At 70.2% G+C, this 14161-nt stretch carries 19 protein-coding genes; 13 read left to right on the top strand and 6 right to left on the bottom strand.

The genetic code is table 11. From position 1 onward, the window contains the following. Nucleotides 1-52 precede the first annotated feature (52 nt). Entirely contained in the window at nt 53-514 is a 462-nt protein-coding gene (locus ACFQS9_RS14595; protein ID WP_378405845.1) for an Asp23/Gls24 family envelope stress response protein, read from the bottom strand. A 99-nt stretch (nt 515-613) separates the two neighbouring features. Here ACFQS9_RS14595 and ACFQS9_RS14590 point away from each other — a divergent pair, with 99 nt between their 5' ends. From ACFQS9_RS14590 to ACFQS9_RS14565, 6 genes are all read left to right on the top strand, one after another. Then, nucleotides 614-1162, top strand: coding sequence for a mammalian cell entry protein (locus ACFQS9_RS14590; protein ID WP_378405843.1), 549 nt, complete (start codon nt 614-616; stop codon nt 1160-1162). Further along, nucleotides 1159-1647: a twin-arginine translocation pathway signal gene (locus tag ACFQS9_RS14585; protein ID WP_378405841.1), complete on the top strand. Its 489-nt coding sequence runs from the start codon at nt 1159-1161 to the stop codon at nt 1645-1647. The genes ACFQS9_RS14590 and ACFQS9_RS14585 overlap by 4 nt, the downstream gene beginning before the upstream one ends. 49 nt (nt 1648-1696) lie before the next feature. After that, nucleotides 1697-2398, top strand: a complete 702-nt coding sequence (locus ACFQS9_RS14580) for an SDR family NAD(P)-dependent oxidoreductase (protein WP_378405840.1) — start codon at nt 1697-1699, stop codon at nt 2396-2398. Nucleotides 2399-2555: 157 nt separating this feature from the next. Beyond that, nucleotides 2556-3755, top strand: a complete 1200-nt coding sequence (locus ACFQS9_RS14575) for an NAD(P)/FAD-dependent oxidoreductase (RefSeq protein ID WP_378405838.1) — start codon at nt 2556-2558, stop codon at nt 3753-3755. Nucleotides 3756-3764: 9 nt separating this feature from the next. Further along, on the top strand, nt 3765-4256 hold the full coding sequence (locus tag ACFQS9_RS14570) for a Zn-ribbon domain-containing OB-fold protein (protein WP_378405836.1): 492 nt from the start codon (nt 3765-3767) through the stop codon (nt 4254-4256). Nucleotides 4257-4291: 35 nt separating this feature from the next. Then, nucleotides 4292-5356 carry a thiolase family protein gene (locus ACFQS9_RS14565; RefSeq protein ID WP_378405834.1) on the top strand — a complete coding sequence of 355 codons (1065 nt, stop codon included), beginning with the start codon at nt 4292-4294 and terminating at the stop codon, nt 5354-5356. A gap of 14 nt (nt 5357-5370) precedes the next feature. On the opposite strand, the gene ACFQS9_RS14560 is transcribed toward ACFQS9_RS14565, so the two are convergent. Beyond that, nucleotides 5371-6228 (bottom strand): alpha/beta fold hydrolase, encoded by an 858-nt coding sequence (locus ACFQS9_RS14560; protein ID WP_378405832.1) that lies wholly within the window; start codon nt 6226-6228, stop codon nt 5371-5373. A gap of 100 nt (nt 6229-6328) precedes the next feature. On the opposite strand from ACFQS9_RS14560, the gene ACFQS9_RS14555 reads away from it, so the two are divergent. The 3 genes from ACFQS9_RS14555 to ACFQS9_RS14545 are packed head-to-tail and all read left to right on the top strand — an operon-like array spanning nt 6329 to nt 8479. Beyond that, on the top strand, nt 6329-6805 hold the full coding sequence (locus ACFQS9_RS14555) for a MarR family winged helix-turn-helix transcriptional regulator (RefSeq protein WP_378405830.1): 477 nt from the start codon (nt 6329-6331) through the stop codon (nt 6803-6805). Between the two features lie 33 nt (nt 6806-6838). Then, the gene (locus ACFQS9_RS14550) at nt 6839-7669 is read left to right on the top strand and encodes an SDR family NAD(P)-dependent oxidoreductase (protein ID WP_378405828.1); all 831 of its coding nucleotides are present in this window, start codon (nt 6839-6841) and stop codon (nt 7667-7669) included. Nucleotides 7670-7726: 57 nt separating this feature from the next. Next, nucleotides 7727-8479 carry a glutamate racemase gene (locus tag ACFQS9_RS14545; RefSeq protein WP_378405826.1) on the top strand — a complete coding sequence of 251 codons (753 nt, stop codon included), beginning with the start codon at nt 7727-7729 and terminating at the stop codon, nt 8477-8479. A 23-nt stretch (nt 8480-8502) separates the two neighbouring features. Here the strand turns inward: ACFQS9_RS14545 and ACFQS9_RS14540 are convergent, their stop codons facing one another. Both ACFQS9_RS14540 and ACFQS9_RS14535 read right to left on the bottom strand, forming a co-directional pair. Beyond that, a complete protein-coding gene (locus ACFQS9_RS14540) occupies nt 8503-9120 on the bottom strand; it encodes a TetR/AcrR family transcriptional regulator (RefSeq protein ID WP_378405824.1) in 618 nt (205 codons plus the stop codon). A 136-nt stretch (nt 9121-9256) separates the two neighbouring features. Beyond that, nucleotides 9257-9628, bottom strand: coding sequence for an SPW repeat protein (locus ACFQS9_RS14535; RefSeq protein ID WP_378405822.1), 372 nt, complete (start codon nt 9626-9628; stop codon nt 9257-9259). Between the two features lie 121 nt (nt 9629-9749). On the opposite strand from ACFQS9_RS14535, the gene ACFQS9_RS14530 reads away from it, so the two are divergent. Beyond that, complete coding sequence (locus tag ACFQS9_RS14530; protein ID WP_378405820.1) at nt 9750-10487, top strand: DNA alkylation repair protein; 738 nt, start codon at nt 9750-9752, stop codon at nt 10485-10487. Nucleotides 10488-10539: 52 nt separating this feature from the next. On the opposite strand, the gene ACFQS9_RS14525 is transcribed toward ACFQS9_RS14530, so the two are convergent. Both ACFQS9_RS14525 and mftR read right to left on the bottom strand, forming a co-directional pair. Beyond that, the gene (locus ACFQS9_RS14525) at nt 10540-11595 is read right to left on the bottom strand and encodes a 2Fe-2S iron-sulfur cluster-binding protein (protein WP_378405818.1); all 1056 of its coding nucleotides are present in this window, start codon (nt 11593-11595) and stop codon (nt 10540-10542) included. Between the two features lie 174 nt (nt 11596-11769). Continuing rightward, the gene (gene mftR, locus ACFQS9_RS14520; RefSeq protein WP_378405816.1) at nt 11770-12411 is read right to left on the bottom strand and encodes a mycofactocin system transcriptional regulator; all 642 of its coding nucleotides are present in this window, start codon (nt 12409-12411) and stop codon (nt 11770-11772) included. 89 nt (nt 12412-12500) lie between these two features. Between mftR and mftA the strand changes: the two genes are divergently transcribed. The 3 genes from mftA to mftC are packed head-to-tail and all read left to right on the top strand — an operon-like array spanning nt 12501 to nt 14127. After that, on the top strand, nt 12501-12599 hold the full coding sequence (gene mftA / locus ACFQS9_RS14515; protein ID WP_072750957.1) for a mycofactocin precursor MftA: 99 nt from the start codon (nt 12501-12503) through the stop codon (nt 12597-12599). Then, complete coding sequence (gene mftB / locus ACFQS9_RS14510) at nt 12584-12874, top strand: mycofactocin biosynthesis chaperone MftB (RefSeq protein WP_378405814.1); 291 nt, start codon at nt 12584-12586, stop codon at nt 12872-12874. The genes mftA and mftB overlap by 16 nt, the downstream gene beginning before the upstream one ends. A 41-nt stretch (nt 12875-12915) precedes the next feature. Then, nucleotides 12916-14127: a mycofactocin radical SAM maturase gene (gene mftC / locus ACFQS9_RS14505; protein ID WP_378405811.1), complete on the top strand. Its 1212-nt coding sequence runs from the start codon at nt 12916-12918 to the stop codon at nt 14125-14127. Nucleotides 14128-14161 lie beyond the last annotated feature (34 nt).

The following is a 14161-nucleotide window of genomic DNA, read 5'->3' as shown; positions in this document are numbered from 1 at the left end:
CGCAGGCTCCGCTCCTGTGCTGCCGGGTCGCTGCGCAGGCTCCGCTCCTGTGTCACTGGACTCTCGGTCTGCCGTCGGTCTCGCCCGCCTGCTCGTTCTCGTCGAACAGAACGACGTCGTAGACGGTGATGTTGACCTCGGTCACCTCGAGGCCGGTCATCCGCTCCACGGCCGCGATGACGTTGCGCCGGATACCCGCCGCCAGCTCGTGCAGCGCGACGCCGTATTCGGCGACGATGCCGATGTCGATGGCGGCCTGCTTCTCGCCGACCTCCACGGCGACGCCCTGACCGTGGTTGACCCGGGCGCCGGGGATCCGGTCGCGGAGCGCGCCGACGACCCGGGCGGTGCCGCCGCCGACATCGAAGACACCGCTGATCTCGCGCGTGGCGATGCCTGCGATCTTCGCGACGACCGCGTCGGCGATGATCGTGCGCCCCTGCGAGCTCACCAGTTCGGTGGTGGCGGAGCCGTACTGCACCGGGGCGATGCCCCTGTTCGGGTCGGTGGTCACGTACCCAACTCTAGTGAGTGCGGGCGCACCGCGACGCCCGTGCGCCGATTCACCTAACGTGGAGCAGTCCACCGCACCGTCGACGAAGGATGTAACCCGATGGCACGAGTTCCGGGCACGCCGGACCCCGCGCGGGCCACCTCGCCCGCTGACGCGGCCGGATCCCGGCCGCGGGGAGCGCGCACCGCGGGAACTGCGCTGCTCGCCGTGGCCGCCGTGGTCTTGGCCACCGCGTGCGGAGTCATGCTCTGGCAACACCGTTCGGCGACGGAGCAGCAGTCCGAACGGGAGACGTATCTGCGAGTCGCCCGGGAGGGTGCGCTGAACCTGACCACGATCGACCACAACAACGCCGAGGCCGACGTGCAGCGGGTGCTCGACGGCGCGACGGGCGAGTTCTACGACGATTTCGAGCGGCGGTCGCAGGGTTTCATCACGGTGGTGCGGGAGGCAGAGGTGACCACGGTCGGTGAGTCCGCCGCCGCGGGCATCGAAACGGAGGCAGCGGATTCCGCCACGGTTCTGGTCCAGGTCACCTCGCGGGTGAGCAACGGGACCGGGGCGCAGGACCAGCAGCGGGTCCAGCGGCTCCGGGTGACCGTCGATGGGGAACGGTCGAAGATCTCGAGGGTGGAGTACCTGTCGTGAGCGCGCCGCGAAGGCTGATGGTCGGAATGACCGCGGGGGTCCTGGTGCTGGCGGCGCTGGCCGGGTTCCTGTACTTCGCCCAGTACCGGCCGGACCAGCGGGTGGACGATCGGGCCAGGGTCGAGGTCCAGCAGGCCGCGGCGGACGGTGCGAAGGCACTGCTGACCTACACACCGGAGACGGTTTTCGCGGACATGGTCGCCGCGCGCGAGCTGCTGACCGGGGAGTTCAAGGATTATCACGACCGGCTCGCGCAGGGGGTGATCGTGCCCGCGGCGACGGACAAGAAGATCACCGCGACCGCCACGGTCACCGCGACCGGGCTGACCTCCCTGACCGACGACAGCGCCGAGGTGCTGGTGTTCCTCGACCAGTCGACGACGTCCGCGGCGGAGCAGGCTCCGGTCGACACGACCGTCGGTGCCGAGGTGACGCTGCAGAAGGTGGACGGTCGCTGGCTGATCTCCGAGTTCGACGCACGGTGATCGGCGCACGAGATCCCGACCCCGACAACAACTCTGGAGGATGAGGAAGATGACCGAATCAGGACGGAGCGTGCTGCTCACCGGCGGCACCGGCGGGCTCGGGGTCGCGGTGACGAGGCGGCTGCTCGCGGACGGGTGGCGCGTGGTGGTTCCGTGGATCGCGGAGAAGGAACTCGAGCGCCTGGACCCGCACCCGCGGCTCACCCTCAGCCGCGCCGATCTCTTCGATCCGGCCGGTGTCGCCGAGGTGGCCACCCTGGCGGGTGGGGACGAGCGGGCGCCGCTGCGCGCGGTGGTGAATCTGGTCGGCGGCTTCGCCAGTGGCGCGCGGGTCCACGAGAGTCCGATCGAGGACTTCGAGGCCATGCTGCGGCTGAACCTGCGCCCGCTCTATCTGTCCACCCAGGCGGCGCTGCCGTTCCTGATCGAGGCGGGCGGCGGGTCGGTGGTCGCGATGTCCACCAAGGCGGCCTTCGCGCCCTTCTCGGGTGCGTCGGGCTACGTCACCTCCAAGGCCGCGGTCTGGGCCTTCATCAGCGCCCTTGCCGTCGAGTACCGCGCCGAGGGCATCCGGGCGAACGCGGTGTTGCCCTCGGTGATCGACACCCCCGGCAACAGGGCGAGTCAGCCGGAGTCGAGTCGTCAGGGCTGGGTCTCGCCCGACGCGATCGCGGAGGTCATCGCGTTCCTGGTGGGAGATTCCTCGGCCGCCATCACCGGCGCTCAGGTCCCGGTTCCCGGGGTCGGCTGACGCCCGGGTACCGGCGCGGCTCCCGATCGGCACGGGTGAGGGTGTGGCTTTCCCCCGTCCCTTAGGGCACGCTATCTAGAACACGTGTCAGTTTGGTATGAAGTGTGCGTGGCCCACGTGGGCGCACAACGATCCATCGGGTGAGAGGTTGAGCGGGATGAGCGTTGGACGGGTCGTCGTCGTCGGTGCCGGGCTGGCCGGTCTACGGACCGCGGAGGAGCTGCGGCGGGCGGGCTTCGACGGCGAACTGACGCTGATCGGCGCCGAACCGCACCTGCCCTACGACCGGCCCCCGCTGTCCAAGGAGGTCGTCCGCGGCGAGCGGGACGACGTCACCCTCAAGCCGGCCGAGTTCTTCGAGGAGCAGCGCATCGACCTGCGCCTGGGTGCTGCGGTCACCGCTGTCGACACCGGCACCCGCACGGTGACCCTCGCCGATGGATCGACCGTGGACTACGACCAGCTCGTGATCGCGACCGGGCTCGTCCCGCGCCGGATCCCCGGGCTGGCCGAGCTCGAAGGCGTGCACGTGCTGCGCTCGTTCGAGGACGCGATGGGCCTGCGCTCGGAGCTCGCCCCCGGCAAGACCGCCCTTGTCGTCGGTGCCGGCTTCATCGGGTGCGAACTCGCTGCCAGCATGCGCGCCTGCGGCATGAACGTGATCCTGGTCGAACCGCAGCCGGCCCCACTGGCCTCCGTTCTCGGCGAGCGGATCGGTGGCCTCGTGGCGAGGCTGCACCGCGAGGAGGGGGTCGACCTGCGTACGGGGGTCGGCCTCACCGCCCTGCTCGGGGAGGGCCGGGTCACCGGTGCCGTGCTCGGTGACGGTACCGAGGTCGCCGCCGACCTCGTGGTCATCGGCATCGGGTCTGTCCCGGTCACCGAGCTCCTGGACGGGTCGGGCGTGCAGGTCGCCGAGCCGCGCGCGGGCGGCGGGGTGCTCGCCGACGAGTGCGGCCGGACCAGCGACCCGAACGTGTGGGCGGTCGGTGACGTCGCCGCCTGGCGCCATCCCGAGGGCCATCGGCGGGTCGAACACTGGACCAATGCGGGCGACCAGGCCAAGGCGCTGGCGCTCGCGCTGGTCGGTGCCGAGGCGCCCGCGGGTCCCGGCCAGGTCCCGTACTTCTGGAGCGACCAGTACGACATCAAGATCCAGGCGCTCGGCGAGCCGTCCGCCACGGACACCGTGCACCTGGTCCGCGACGACGGCCGCAAGTTCCTCGCGTACTACGAGCGCGACGGCGTTCTCGTCGCCGTGGTCGGCGGCGGGCTCGCGGGAGCCGTGATGAAGACCAGGGCGAAGATCGCGAACGGCGTGCCGATCACCGAGGTGCTCGAGGCTGCGGGCGTCTAACGTGAATGCATGGTCCACGACCAGCGGGCGCTGCCGGAGCTGACGGATCTGACCGCCGCGCACTGGACGTCGGGTGCGTCCGGGCGATTGTCGGTGCGGCGGTGCGTGCACTGCCTGCGGTGGTCGTTCCCTCCGTCGCGGTGCTGCAGGCACTGCTGGTCCACGGACTTCACCATCGAGCAGGTCACCGGAAAGGGCGTGCTGCTCACCTGGACCGAGGTGCATGACCAGGCGTGGAGCCCGCGGAGCGACCCGGGAGGGCAGGAGCGGAGCCCGCGGAGCGACCCGGGAGTGCAGCCCCGCCCCTACTTCGTCGCGGTGGTCGAACTCGAGGAGGGCATCCGGCTGCTGCTGGGCCTGACCGGGGTGGAGCCGGGCGCCCTGCGGGTGGACACGCCGATCCGGCTGTACTTCGAGCACATCGGCGGCGACATCTGGCTTCCGCTGGCCGAGGTCGAGGAGCTGGAGCTGCCGGAGGACCGGCTCGAGGCCGTGTCGTGATCACGCGAGGGGCGGTGGTCAGTGGAATCGGGCGGGTGCCACGCGGTCCGGAGGTCGCCGATGTTGGTGTCGCCGCCCTGGCCGCGCGCGGCGCGCTGGCCGATGCGGGCCTGACCGGTGGCGCCGTGGATGGCCTCGTCGCCTGCGGACTGCCGGATGCTGCCGATCTCGGCGACGCTCTCGGCCTGGAACTCTCCTGGCGCACAGTGGAAACCGATCGACTCGGGGTGCTCGCGGCGGTGTCGGCCGCGGTGGCGGCGGTGATCTCCGGCCTGGCCACCCATGTGCTGTGTATCGAGGCGAGCGACTCGCCGGCGCCCGCGCGGACCGCCGCAGGGCGTTTCCCCGGCCGGTCGTCGGTGTCCGGGTGGGCACAGTGGCACGCACCTTACGGGGCCGGAACGGAGCTGGTGACGACCGCACTCGCGGCGCGCAGCTACATCGAGGCGTTCGGGCTGACCCGGGTCGAGTTGGCCCAGATCGCGCTGACCGCAGGCCGAAACGGTGGGCGGGGCATCGGGCTTCGGGAGTACCTCGACGCCCCGATGCTGGCCGACCCGCTCTGTGTGCACGATCGCGCGCTCCCCGCGGGAGGGGCGACGGCCGTGCTGATCAGCCCGGGCGACATGGCGGAGGATCTGCCCGGCCCCGCGGTCACGGTCGAGGCCGTCGCGTCGGCACGGAGCGCCAGCCCGCTCTGGGAACAGCGCGCCGACCTGACGGGAATGGCTATCCACGATGCGGGCGAAAGGCTTTGGGAAGGCACTGAGCTCGGCCCCGGGGATGTGGATGTCGCGCTGTTCGAGGACGAGTTCAGCTTCCTGGCGCTGATGTGGCTGGAGGCGCTCGGGTTCTGTGCGCCGGGGACGGCGGGCGCGTTCGTCGCCGGGGGGCAGCGGATCTCGCGAGCCGGCGCGTTGCCGCTCAACCCGCACGGCGGCCAACTGGGCCTGGGGCGGTCGGCCGCGCTGGAGCTGGTCGCGGAGGCGGTGTCCCAGCTGCGTGGCGAGTCGAGTGCCCAGCTCGACGGCCCGCCCGAGGTGGCCGTCGTCGGCATCGGCGGCGCGACCGTCGCCGGCTGCATGCTGCTGGTGCGTTGACGCGAGAAGAGCTGCTAGGAAAGGAAATCCGCGAGGATCGTGGTCAGCTGACCCGGTTCGTTGCCGGGCAGGCTGTGGTGACTGCTGTCCGGCAGGACCTCGATCCGGATGTCCGTGAGGGTTCCGTGTGCCGCCGCGGCCACCCGGTCGGTATCGATCGCCCGCGAATCCTCTGCGAGCGCAACGAGGGTCGGGACACGCAGCTCGCCGAGCGCGGTCCTGGACGGCTGCTTTGGGAGTACGACCCGCGGCCGAGGGGACCCCGCGGCGCCGAGCGCGTAAACGGTCAGCCAGTCCGGGTCGACCGCCCGTCCGCGCGTCTCCCAGTCGATGAATCGCCGGACCCGGCTCTCGTTGGGGCGCAGCAACATCGGGAGCGATCGCAGCACATAGCCGACCCGCAGTCCGGAGAAGCAGTTCGTCGGGTCCACCAGGGCCAGCCGGTCCACCGCGTCGGGGCGGCTGAGCGCGTAGGCGAGGGCCATCCACGCGCCGTAGGAGTGTCCGATCAGCGAGGCCCGCGGCAGGCCGAGTTCGGCCCGCACGGTATCGAGCCACGTGATCAGGTCCGCGGGGGTGCGCGGCCTCCGGTCGCCGGGGACGCTGCGTCCGGCGTCCCCGATCAGGTCCGGGGCGTATACCCGGTGCGTCCGGCCGAGCGCGGTCGCGACCGCGGACCAGGCGGTCGAGGTGGCGCCGCCGCCGTGGAGCAGCAGAACCGGCGGCGCGCCGGTCGGCCCGCAGGCGTGTACGCGGGTGACGCCGAATTCGGATGTGGTCTCCAGGACCGTCACCTCGTGCCAGCGGGCGAGGACCGCGTCGTAGGCGGCGTCGAACCGGCTTTTCGTGCGGATCTGCGTGTCGTCGTCCATGGACCGCCCCCGGATTCCCTCGGCATCAGATAATCTCGATGATAGAGATAATTGTTCATCGAGAGATACGAATCAAGGAGTTGATCGTGGGTCCAGGGCAGTGAGCGCGACCGATGACCCCGGCGCGGCACTGCAGCTCGTGCACGAGCTGCGCAGGCTGACCGTCGAGCTGGATCGGTTCGGTGCCGCGTTCGCGAGCCGCAACGGCCTGCACGCGACCGACCTCCGCGCGCTCATCGCGCTGCTCGACGCAGATCGGGCCGGGATCGCCGCGACGCCGGGCTGGCTGGGCGGGCAGCTGGGCCTGGGCTCGGCGGCGACCACCGCCCTGCTCGACCGACTGGAACGGGCGGGCCACATCGGCCGGACGCCGGACCCCGGTGACCGCCGCCGGGTGCTGCTGCGGGTGCAGGAGCAGGCCAAGTACCTGGGCTGGTCGTTCTTCGGGCCGTTGATCGGCCGGATGATCGCCTCGATCGGTGAGTTCGACGAGGCGGAGCTGGCCGCGGTGACGCGGTTCCTGGCCGCGATGAACGAGGCGGTCGGGTCCGCCGACGGGGGCGATGGTGGGCGTTGACTTCCGCTCCGTCGGCGGTGAAGGCTCGGGTGCATGGAACGGTTGCGAGGCCGCGTCGCCCTGGTGACGGGGGCGTCGGGCGGGCTCGGCCCCGTGCTCGTCCGCGCGCTTGCGGGCGAGGGCATGGACGTCGTGGTCTCCGGTCGGCGCGTGGACGCCCTCGCCGCCACGGCGGCGGACGCGCGGGCGCTCGGCGTCCGCGCGGAGTCCGTGCCCGCCGACCTCGCCGACCTCGGGGCGGTCGGGTCCCTCCTCACTCGCGCCGAGGAAGCCCTCGGGCCGATCGACGTTCTGGTCAACAACGCGGGCGTCGAGAACGTCGCCGCCTTCACCGACCTCACCCAGGCGGAGCTGACGGCGATGGTCGACGTCAACCTGACGGCCCCGATGCTGCTCACCCGCCACGTGCTGCCGGGCATGCTGCGCCGCGGGCGCGGGCACGTGGTGTTCGTCAGCTCGATGGCGGGCAAGGTCGGACCGGCGTTCTGCGAGCCCTACTCCGCGACCAAGGCCGCGCTGATCGGGCTCACCCAGTCGCTGCGGGCCGAGTACGGGCAGTCGCCGGTCGGCTTCTCCGTCGTGTGCCCCGGATTCATCGCCGGGGACGGCATGTACCAGCGGATGGTCGAGCGCGGGTTTCGGTCCAACCGCGTGATCGGCGAGACCACGACCACGACGGTGGCGAACAGGGTGGTGACGGCGATCCGGCGCGACCTGCCCGAGGTCATCGAGAGCGGGGCGCCGGTCCGGCCATTGCTGTCCGTGGCCGCGATGGCACCGCGCCTGGGCGAGCGCATCGTCGCGTGGACCGGTGTCAACGCGATGTTCCGGCGCCTGAGCGAGGACCGCGGCAGGGGCGGCTGACGCGGGTCGGTGGGATCGGCGGACGGACCGGAGAGGGCGTCGGGATAGATTTGTCGGGTGATTGTTGCGCTCATCGACTCCGGCCTGGGGCTGCTGCCGACGTCGGCCTGGCTGCGGCGCCTGCGTCCCGACCTGGATCTGCTGCTCTCACTCGACCCGGACGGCGCACACTGGGGGCCCAAGCCAGAGCAGTGGGTGATCGACCGGGTGCTCGGGGCCGCCGAGCACGCGGTGGACCTGGGTGCCGAGGTCGTCGTGTTGCCGTGCAACACGGCCAGCGTGACCGCGCTCGACCATGTCCGGGCACGGCTGGGTGATGCGGTCCCCGTGATCGGGACCGTGCCCGCGATCAAGCCCGCGGCCGCGGCCAGTCGGTCGGTCGCGATCTGGGCCACCGCGGCCACCACCGCCAGTCGATACCAGGCGGACCTGATCGAGCGGTTCGCCAACGGCACCGCCGTGGTCGGGGTCGCGTGTCACGGGCTGGCCGAGGCGATCGACCTGGGCGACACCGACCTGGCCAAGCGTGCCATCGCGGACGCCGTCGCACGCACCCCGGCCGACTGTGACGGCGTGGTGCTCGGCTGCACCCACTACCCGCTGATGGCACAGGAGATCGCGGACCAGTTGCCCGCTGGCGTCACCCTGTTCGACAGCGCGGAGGCGGTCGCCGCCCAGACGATCCGGCGCATCGACGCGCTCGGCACGGACGCGGGCGGAAGCGGCACGGTGTCGGTGCTGCTCAGTGGGCGACCGGGTGCGCTGCCCGCCGGCGCCGCGGCGTTCGAGGCCGGCCGCCTGCTCGGCTAGTTCGCGGCCGCGCCGCCCGCGCGTCAGGGCGTGCTGAGCTGTGCGAGTCCCGCGGCCACCACCCGGGCGACGCCGCCCAGGTCCTCTCGGTGCTCGAGTGAGCCGTCGAGGTCGCGGAGCCGGTCGATGCTGGCGACGGAGAACATCGCGGCAACCCAGGTGGTCGCGCAGGAATCGAGCACCCGCGCGGACACCGCGACCGGTGAGCTGGCCCGCAGCACCTCGACCGTCGCGTCGTGCAGGTACTTGCGAAAACGTCGCAGGTGCGCGCGGACGGCGGGGTGGGTCTCCGCCTCGCGCCAGATGATCACCCGCATCACCGAGGAGTGGTGGTCCCTGAGGTTGAGCGCGGCCTCGAGGTTGACCAACGTCGACTCCGGTTCGCCGGTGACCACCAGACCGGCGACGTCGGCCAGCGGTTCCGCGGGCAGGCGCTCGGCGATGAGCGTGGTGAGGATCGCCGACTTGGTCGGGAAATAGTAGAAGACCAGGCCCTTCGGTACGCCCGCCTTCTTCGCGATGGCCGCCGTCGAGGTCGCGTCGAAACCCGACTCGGCGATGAGCTCCTCGGCGGCATCGAGGATCAACTCCCTCGCGTCACCGTCCACGCTGGCCGTCCGGCGCTGGCGCGGACCTGGCATTCGGTTGCCTCCAAACGGGTCTCGCCAGACGAGGTCGTCCGACCGCGCCCGGATATCCGATGACCGGGGCGAGGCAGTCGGCGCTCGCCCCAGCTCGGGGATTGTCGTTTCGATTGTGTCAGTGATCGACGATCTGTCAGTGATGTGTCGCCAATCCGCCGCCGTGCCCGATGTGCAGCCTCGAACCCTCCGGCATCGCGGCCATCGCCGTGAGAACCGTCAGCACTCCGCCGATCCATGAGGTCCAGGCGGCGCCTGCCATGTCGGCGAAGCCCATCACCCACGGAGAGAGGAACATCAGCACGCCGAGAACGCCCATCGCCCACGGGAGCGCCGGCATCTCTGCCGACATCATGTGCGCCAACCCGGCGACCGCCACCAGTGCACCCAGCACGATCATCGACCACATCGCGGCGTCGTTCGTGTCCATCCACAGCGGGGATAGCGCGACGACCACGCCGATCACCACGGCGGCCCAATCCTGCCACCGAGCCATTGATGCCTTCATTTCCTGCCTCCTCGAAGAGGGAACCCGCTACCTCAGGTATAACCCTGATTGACCGGCCGATCAATAGCGCTGTCGGACCGGTTCGGATTCGCTCGGCCCGGCCTTCTGGCAGGGTCGGGTCATGGATGATGCAGCGACGGTGACCAGGGCGTTGGCGCAGGTGGCGAGCCCGGCCGACGCCGCGGGACTGCAGCGGTTCTTCAAGACCGGCCCGGGGGAGTACGGCGAGGGCGACGTGTTCATCGGCGTCCGGGTGCCGGCAACCCGAAAGGTGGCGAAGCGGTTCGCGGACCTGCCGCTGCCCGAGGTCGACGCGCTGCTCGACAGCGCGGTGCACGAGCACCGCCTGGCCGCGCTGGTGATTCTGGGCGGCCGGTTCACGAGGGCCTCGAAGCCGCGGACGCGGGACGATGCCGAGCGCGAGCGGATCGCCGACTTCTATCTGGCCGCGGTGCTGCGCGGCCGGGTGAACAACTGGGACCTCGTCGACAGTTCCGCGGAGATCGTGCTCGGCGGCTGGCTGTTCGACCGCCCGCGGGACCTGGTCTATGAGCTCGGCGCCGACCCCGACCTGTGGCGGCGCAGGGTGGCGCTCCTGACCACGTTCGGCTTCATCCGCCGCGGAGACGCCACCACGACGCTCGACCTGGCGGCCCGGCTCCTCGACGACCGCCGCGACCTCACGCAGAAGGCACTCGGCTGGATGCTGCGTGAGGTCGGCAAACGGGTGGACCGGGCGCTGCTGACGGGATTCCTCGACGACCACGCCGCCGGGATGGGCGCGACCGCACTCAGCTACGCCACCGAGCACCTGGACGCGGACGCCCGGGCGCGATACAGGCGGCTACGCCGCCCGTGAGCGCTCGACGAGTGTGGGGACTCGGTCAACGCGCACGGGCGGCGCCAGCCGCCTAGAACTCGATCTTGAGGCTGTCGGTGACCGGTCGCGCCTGGCAACCCAGGATGTAGCCCGCGGCGATGTCCTCGGGGTCGAGGATCTCGCTGTTCTCCATCTCGACCTTGCCCTCGAGGACGGTGCAGGCGCAGGACCCGCACTCGCCCTCCTGGCAGGAGTAGGGCACGTCCAGGCCCTTGGCCAGCATGATGTCGACCAGGGTCTGCTTGCGGGGCCAGGTCAGCTCGTGGGTCTCGCCGTCCAGGGTGACCGCGACGCTCGCGGCATCCGCGGCCTCCTCCTCGGTGACCTCTTCGAGCTCGACGTCCTGGAAGGGGTCGCCGGCCAGCGAGTTGAACACCTCGGCGTGCACCGAGGTGCGCGGGACGCCCGCCTCGGCGAGCGCCTTGTGCACGGTGTCCATGAACGGCCCGGGGCCGCACATGAAGGACTCGTAGCCGCCGAACGGCTTGGCGAGGGTGGCGAACTGGTCGGGCGTCGGCAGTCCCTGCAGGGTTTCGAGCCAGTGCACGATCGTCAGGCGGGTCGGGTACTGGGCGGCGAGGGTGCGCAGCTCGTCGGCGAAGATGACCGACTTCTCGTCGCGGTTGGCGTAGATCAGCACCACCTTGCCGGTGCCCTCGGTCAGCGCGGACTTGAGGATCGAGATCACCGGGGTGATCCCGCTGCCCGCGCCCCACAACAGGAAGTCGTGGTCGAGCGACTTGGGGGTGAACACGCCCGAGGGCGGCAGCACCTCGATGGTGTCCCCGGCCTTGACGTTGTCGCAGAGCCAGTTGGAGCCGTACCCATCGACGGTCCGCTTGACCGTGACCTTCGGCTCGGAGTCGCTGAACGGGGAGCTGGCCAGCGAGTAGCAGCGGGCCACGGACCCGGTCTGGTCGCTGGGAATGCGCAGCGTGAGGAACTGGCCGGGCTTGTAGTCGAACTTGCCGCGATGCTCGTCCGGGACCGCGAACACCAGCGACCGGGCGTCGGAGGTCTCCTCGACGACCCCGGACACGGTGAGGACAACCGACCTGGAGCTGTGCGGCATGTCAACGGTGGTCATTGCGTCGGATCCTCTCGGGGGTGCATCAAAAGTTGGAACGTGTTCTAGTTTCGAATGTAGCAGGAAATCATGCAACCAGGTGGATCGTAAATTGCAGAGGGGCGATCCCGATAATCGGGATGAGGCAGCTCAGGGATGGTCGGCCGAGCCACCCCGGGGCGGCGATCGGGCTGGTCAGTCGCATCCGGCCACGGAGGCGCCGAGCCCGTGCGAGAGGACCTCGCTGCCGGCCCGGAGCAGATCCGGTAGCTCCAGGGTGTCGTCGGTGAGCCACTGCTCATAGGCGGAGAGCGCGATGCCGAGGACCATCCAGCCGATCGTGCGCGGCAGGTGGTCGCCGGGTCGGCAGTCCATCCGGTCCGCCACGTAGTCGGCGATCACGCCACGCCAGCCGTCGTACATCACCATCGAATACGCCTGCAGCGCCGGGGCTTGCAGGATGATCTCCATCCGCTTGCGATGCAGTGCTGCCACCGCGGGAGGGAAGCTGTTGAACTCGAGCAGGGCCGAGGCGAGCCCCTCGGCCAGCGGGATGTCGCGGGGGAGTTCGGCGAGCTGTTCGCGCATGTTCGCCAGGTGCAGGTCGAAGTCGCCCCACGGCACCGCGTTCTTGGAGGGGAAGTAGCGGAAGAAGGTGCGCCTGGCGATGCCGGCGGCCTCCGCGATCTGATCGACGCTGGTCTCCTCGAAACCGTGCTCGGCGAACAGTTCGATGCCGATATTGCTGATCCGATCGCGCGTCGTCGACGGTCGACGACCGATGCGACCTGCGGGTTTACTGCCGGCCTGCGTCAATTTCCCCTCCGGACCTTTCATTGTGCACTCGATGCCATTAGTGTGGTGAGCCGAGTCACAGCGAACAGATCGCCGTGACTGACGCCAACCCTGACATAGGAGGTATGTAGATGTCCGAGCATCGCGAAAGCGTCGTCGCCGGGACCGAGCTCGTCGAGGAGGCCTTGGTGGAAGAGGTCTCGATCGACGGCATGTGCGGCGTGTACTGACCGTGGATCTCGACACCGGGTGGAAGCTTCACCCGCAGGTGGCGCTGCGCCCCGAACCTTTCGGGGCGTTGCTCTACCACTTCGGGACCAGGAAGCTCTCGTTCCTGAAGAACCGCACCATCGTCGAGATCGTGCGGGCCCTGCCCGACCATCCCGACGCCAGGACGGCCATCCGCGCGGCGGGTATCGCCGAGGCGCAGGTGGACACCTACGCCCGGGCGCTCGCGACCTTGGCCGATTCGAAGATGATCGTGCCCGGGACGACCGCGGCCTGAGCCCGCCCGATCCGCCACCCCACACCTCGAGGACACAGCCCATGACCTCCATGCTCGATCGCCCGGCCCCGGTCGGTCGGCTCGTCGACCAGTTCGAACTCGGACTCGACGCGCCCATCTGCCTCACCTGGGAGCTCACCTACGCCTGCAATCTCTCCTGCGTGCACTGCCTGTCGTCGTCCGGCAGGCGGGACCCGCGCGAGCTGAGCACCGAGCAGTGCAAGTCCATCATCGACGAACTGCAGCGGATGCAGGTGTTCTACGTGAACATCGGCGGCGGCGAGCCGACCGTCCGCTCGGACTTCTGGGAGCTCGTGGACTACGCCACCGAGCACCAGGTCGGCGTCAAGTTCTCCACCAACGGTGTGAAGATCGACAAGAAGGTCGCCGCGCGACTCGCGGCCAGCGACTACGTCGACGTGCAGATCTCCATCGACGGTGCCACCGCCGAGGTCAACGACGCGGTCCGCGGCCCCGGATCGTTCGCGATGGCGGTCCGCGCGCTCGAGAACCTCGCCGAGGCGGGTTTCAAGGACGCCAAGATCTCCGTCGTCGTCACCCGCCACAACGTCGGCCAGCTCGACGAGTTCAAGGCGCTCGCCGACAAGTACGGTGCGACGCTGCGGATCACGCGACTGCGCCCGTCCGGTCGCGGCGCCGATGTCTGGGACGAGCTGCACCCCACGCAGCCGCAGCAGCGCGAGCTGTACAACTGGCTGGTCGCGAACGGCGAGGGGGTCCTGACCGGCGACTCGTTCTTCCACCTGTCCGCCTACGGCGATGCGCTGCCGGGCCTGAACCTGTGTGGTGCCGGGCGTGTGGTGTGCCTGATCGACCCGGTCGGCGACGTGTACGCCTGCCCGTTCGCGATCCACGAGCAGTTCCTGGCGGGGAACATCGTGGCCGACGGCGGCTTCCAGCACGTGTGGCAGCACTCGGACCTGTTCGCCGAGCTGCGTTCCCCGCAGACCGGCGGCGCGTGCAGCAAGTGCGACCACTACGACTCCTGCCGCGGCGGCTGCATGGCGGCCAAGTTCTTCACCGGTCTGCCGATGGACGGCCCCGACCCCGAGTGCGTGCAGGGTTACGGCGAGACCGCCCTCGCGGGCACCCGCGGCGAGATCCCCAAGTCCAGCGTCGACCACTCCCGTACCGGGAACCGCCGCACCCCCCGCGCGCCCGTCCCCCTGCAGCTGATGGTGCGCCCGCCGGCCAAGGTCTGCGACGAGAACCCGCTTGCGGGAATGAAATAGACGAGACGTGTTCACCTCAGTAGAGAAGGTTCAG

The organism is Rhodococcus daqingensis, from assembly GCF_042665615.1.
GTDB lineage: Bacteria > Actinomycetota > Actinomycetes > Mycobacteriales > Mycobacteriaceae > Rhodococcus_G > Rhodococcus_G daqingensis.
The sequence above is the reverse complement of the archived record's forward strand: the minus strand, read 5'-3'. Positions and strand labels throughout refer to the sequence as shown.

What these genes read in the sequence shown, in the direction of transcription:
- ACFQS9_RS14590 (WP_378405843.1), top strand. Translation starts at nt 614, where the DNA reads ATGGCACGAGTTCCGGGCACGCCGGACCCCGCGCGGGCCACCTCGCCC.
- ACFQS9_RS14580 (WP_378405840.1), top strand. Translation starts at nt 1,697, where the DNA reads ATGACCGAATCAGGACGGAGCGTGCTGCTCACCGGCGGCACCGGCGGG.
- ACFQS9_RS14575 (WP_378405838.1), top strand. Translation starts at nt 2,556, where the DNA reads ATGAGCGTTGGACGGGTCGTCGTCGTCGGTGCCGGGCTGGCCGGTCTA.
- ACFQS9_RS14570 (WP_378405836.1), top strand. Translation starts at nt 3,765, where the DNA reads ATGGTCCACGACCAGCGGGCGCTGCCGGAGCTGACGGATCTGACCGCC.
- ACFQS9_RS14560 (WP_378405832.1), bottom strand. Translation starts at nt 6,228, where the DNA reads ATGGACGACGACACGCAGATCCGCACGAAAAGCCGGTTCGACGCCGCC.
- ACFQS9_RS14550 (WP_378405828.1), top strand. Translation starts at nt 6,839, where the DNA reads ATGGAACGGTTGCGAGGCCGCGTCGCCCTGGTGACGGGGGCGTCGGGC.
- ACFQS9_RS14540 (WP_378405824.1), bottom strand. Translation starts at nt 9,120, where the DNA reads ATGCCAGGTCCGCGCCAGCGCCGGACGGCCAGCGTGGACGGTGACGCG.
- ACFQS9_RS14535 (WP_378405822.1), bottom strand. Translation starts at nt 9,628, where the DNA reads ATGAAGGCATCAATGGCTCGGTGGCAGGATTGGGCCGCCGTGGTGATC.
- ACFQS9_RS14530 (WP_378405820.1), top strand. Translation starts at nt 9,750, where the DNA reads ATGGATGATGCAGCGACGGTGACCAGGGCGTTGGCGCAGGTGGCGAGC.
- ACFQS9_RS14525 (WP_378405818.1), bottom strand. Translation starts at nt 11,595, where the DNA reads ATGACCACCGTTGACATGCCGCACAGCTCCAGGTCGGTTGTCCTCACC.
- mftR (WP_378405816.1), bottom strand. Translation starts at nt 12,411, where the DNA reads ATGAAAGGTCCGGAGGGGAAATTGACGCAGGCCGGCAGTAAACCCGCA.
- mftA (WP_072750957.1), top strand. Translation starts at nt 12,501, where the DNA reads ATGTCCGAGCATCGCGAAAGCGTCGTCGCCGGGACCGAGCTCGTCGAG.
- mftC (WP_378405811.1), top strand. Translation starts at nt 12,916, where the DNA reads ATGACCTCCATGCTCGATCGCCCGGCCCCGGTCGGTCGGCTCGTCGAC.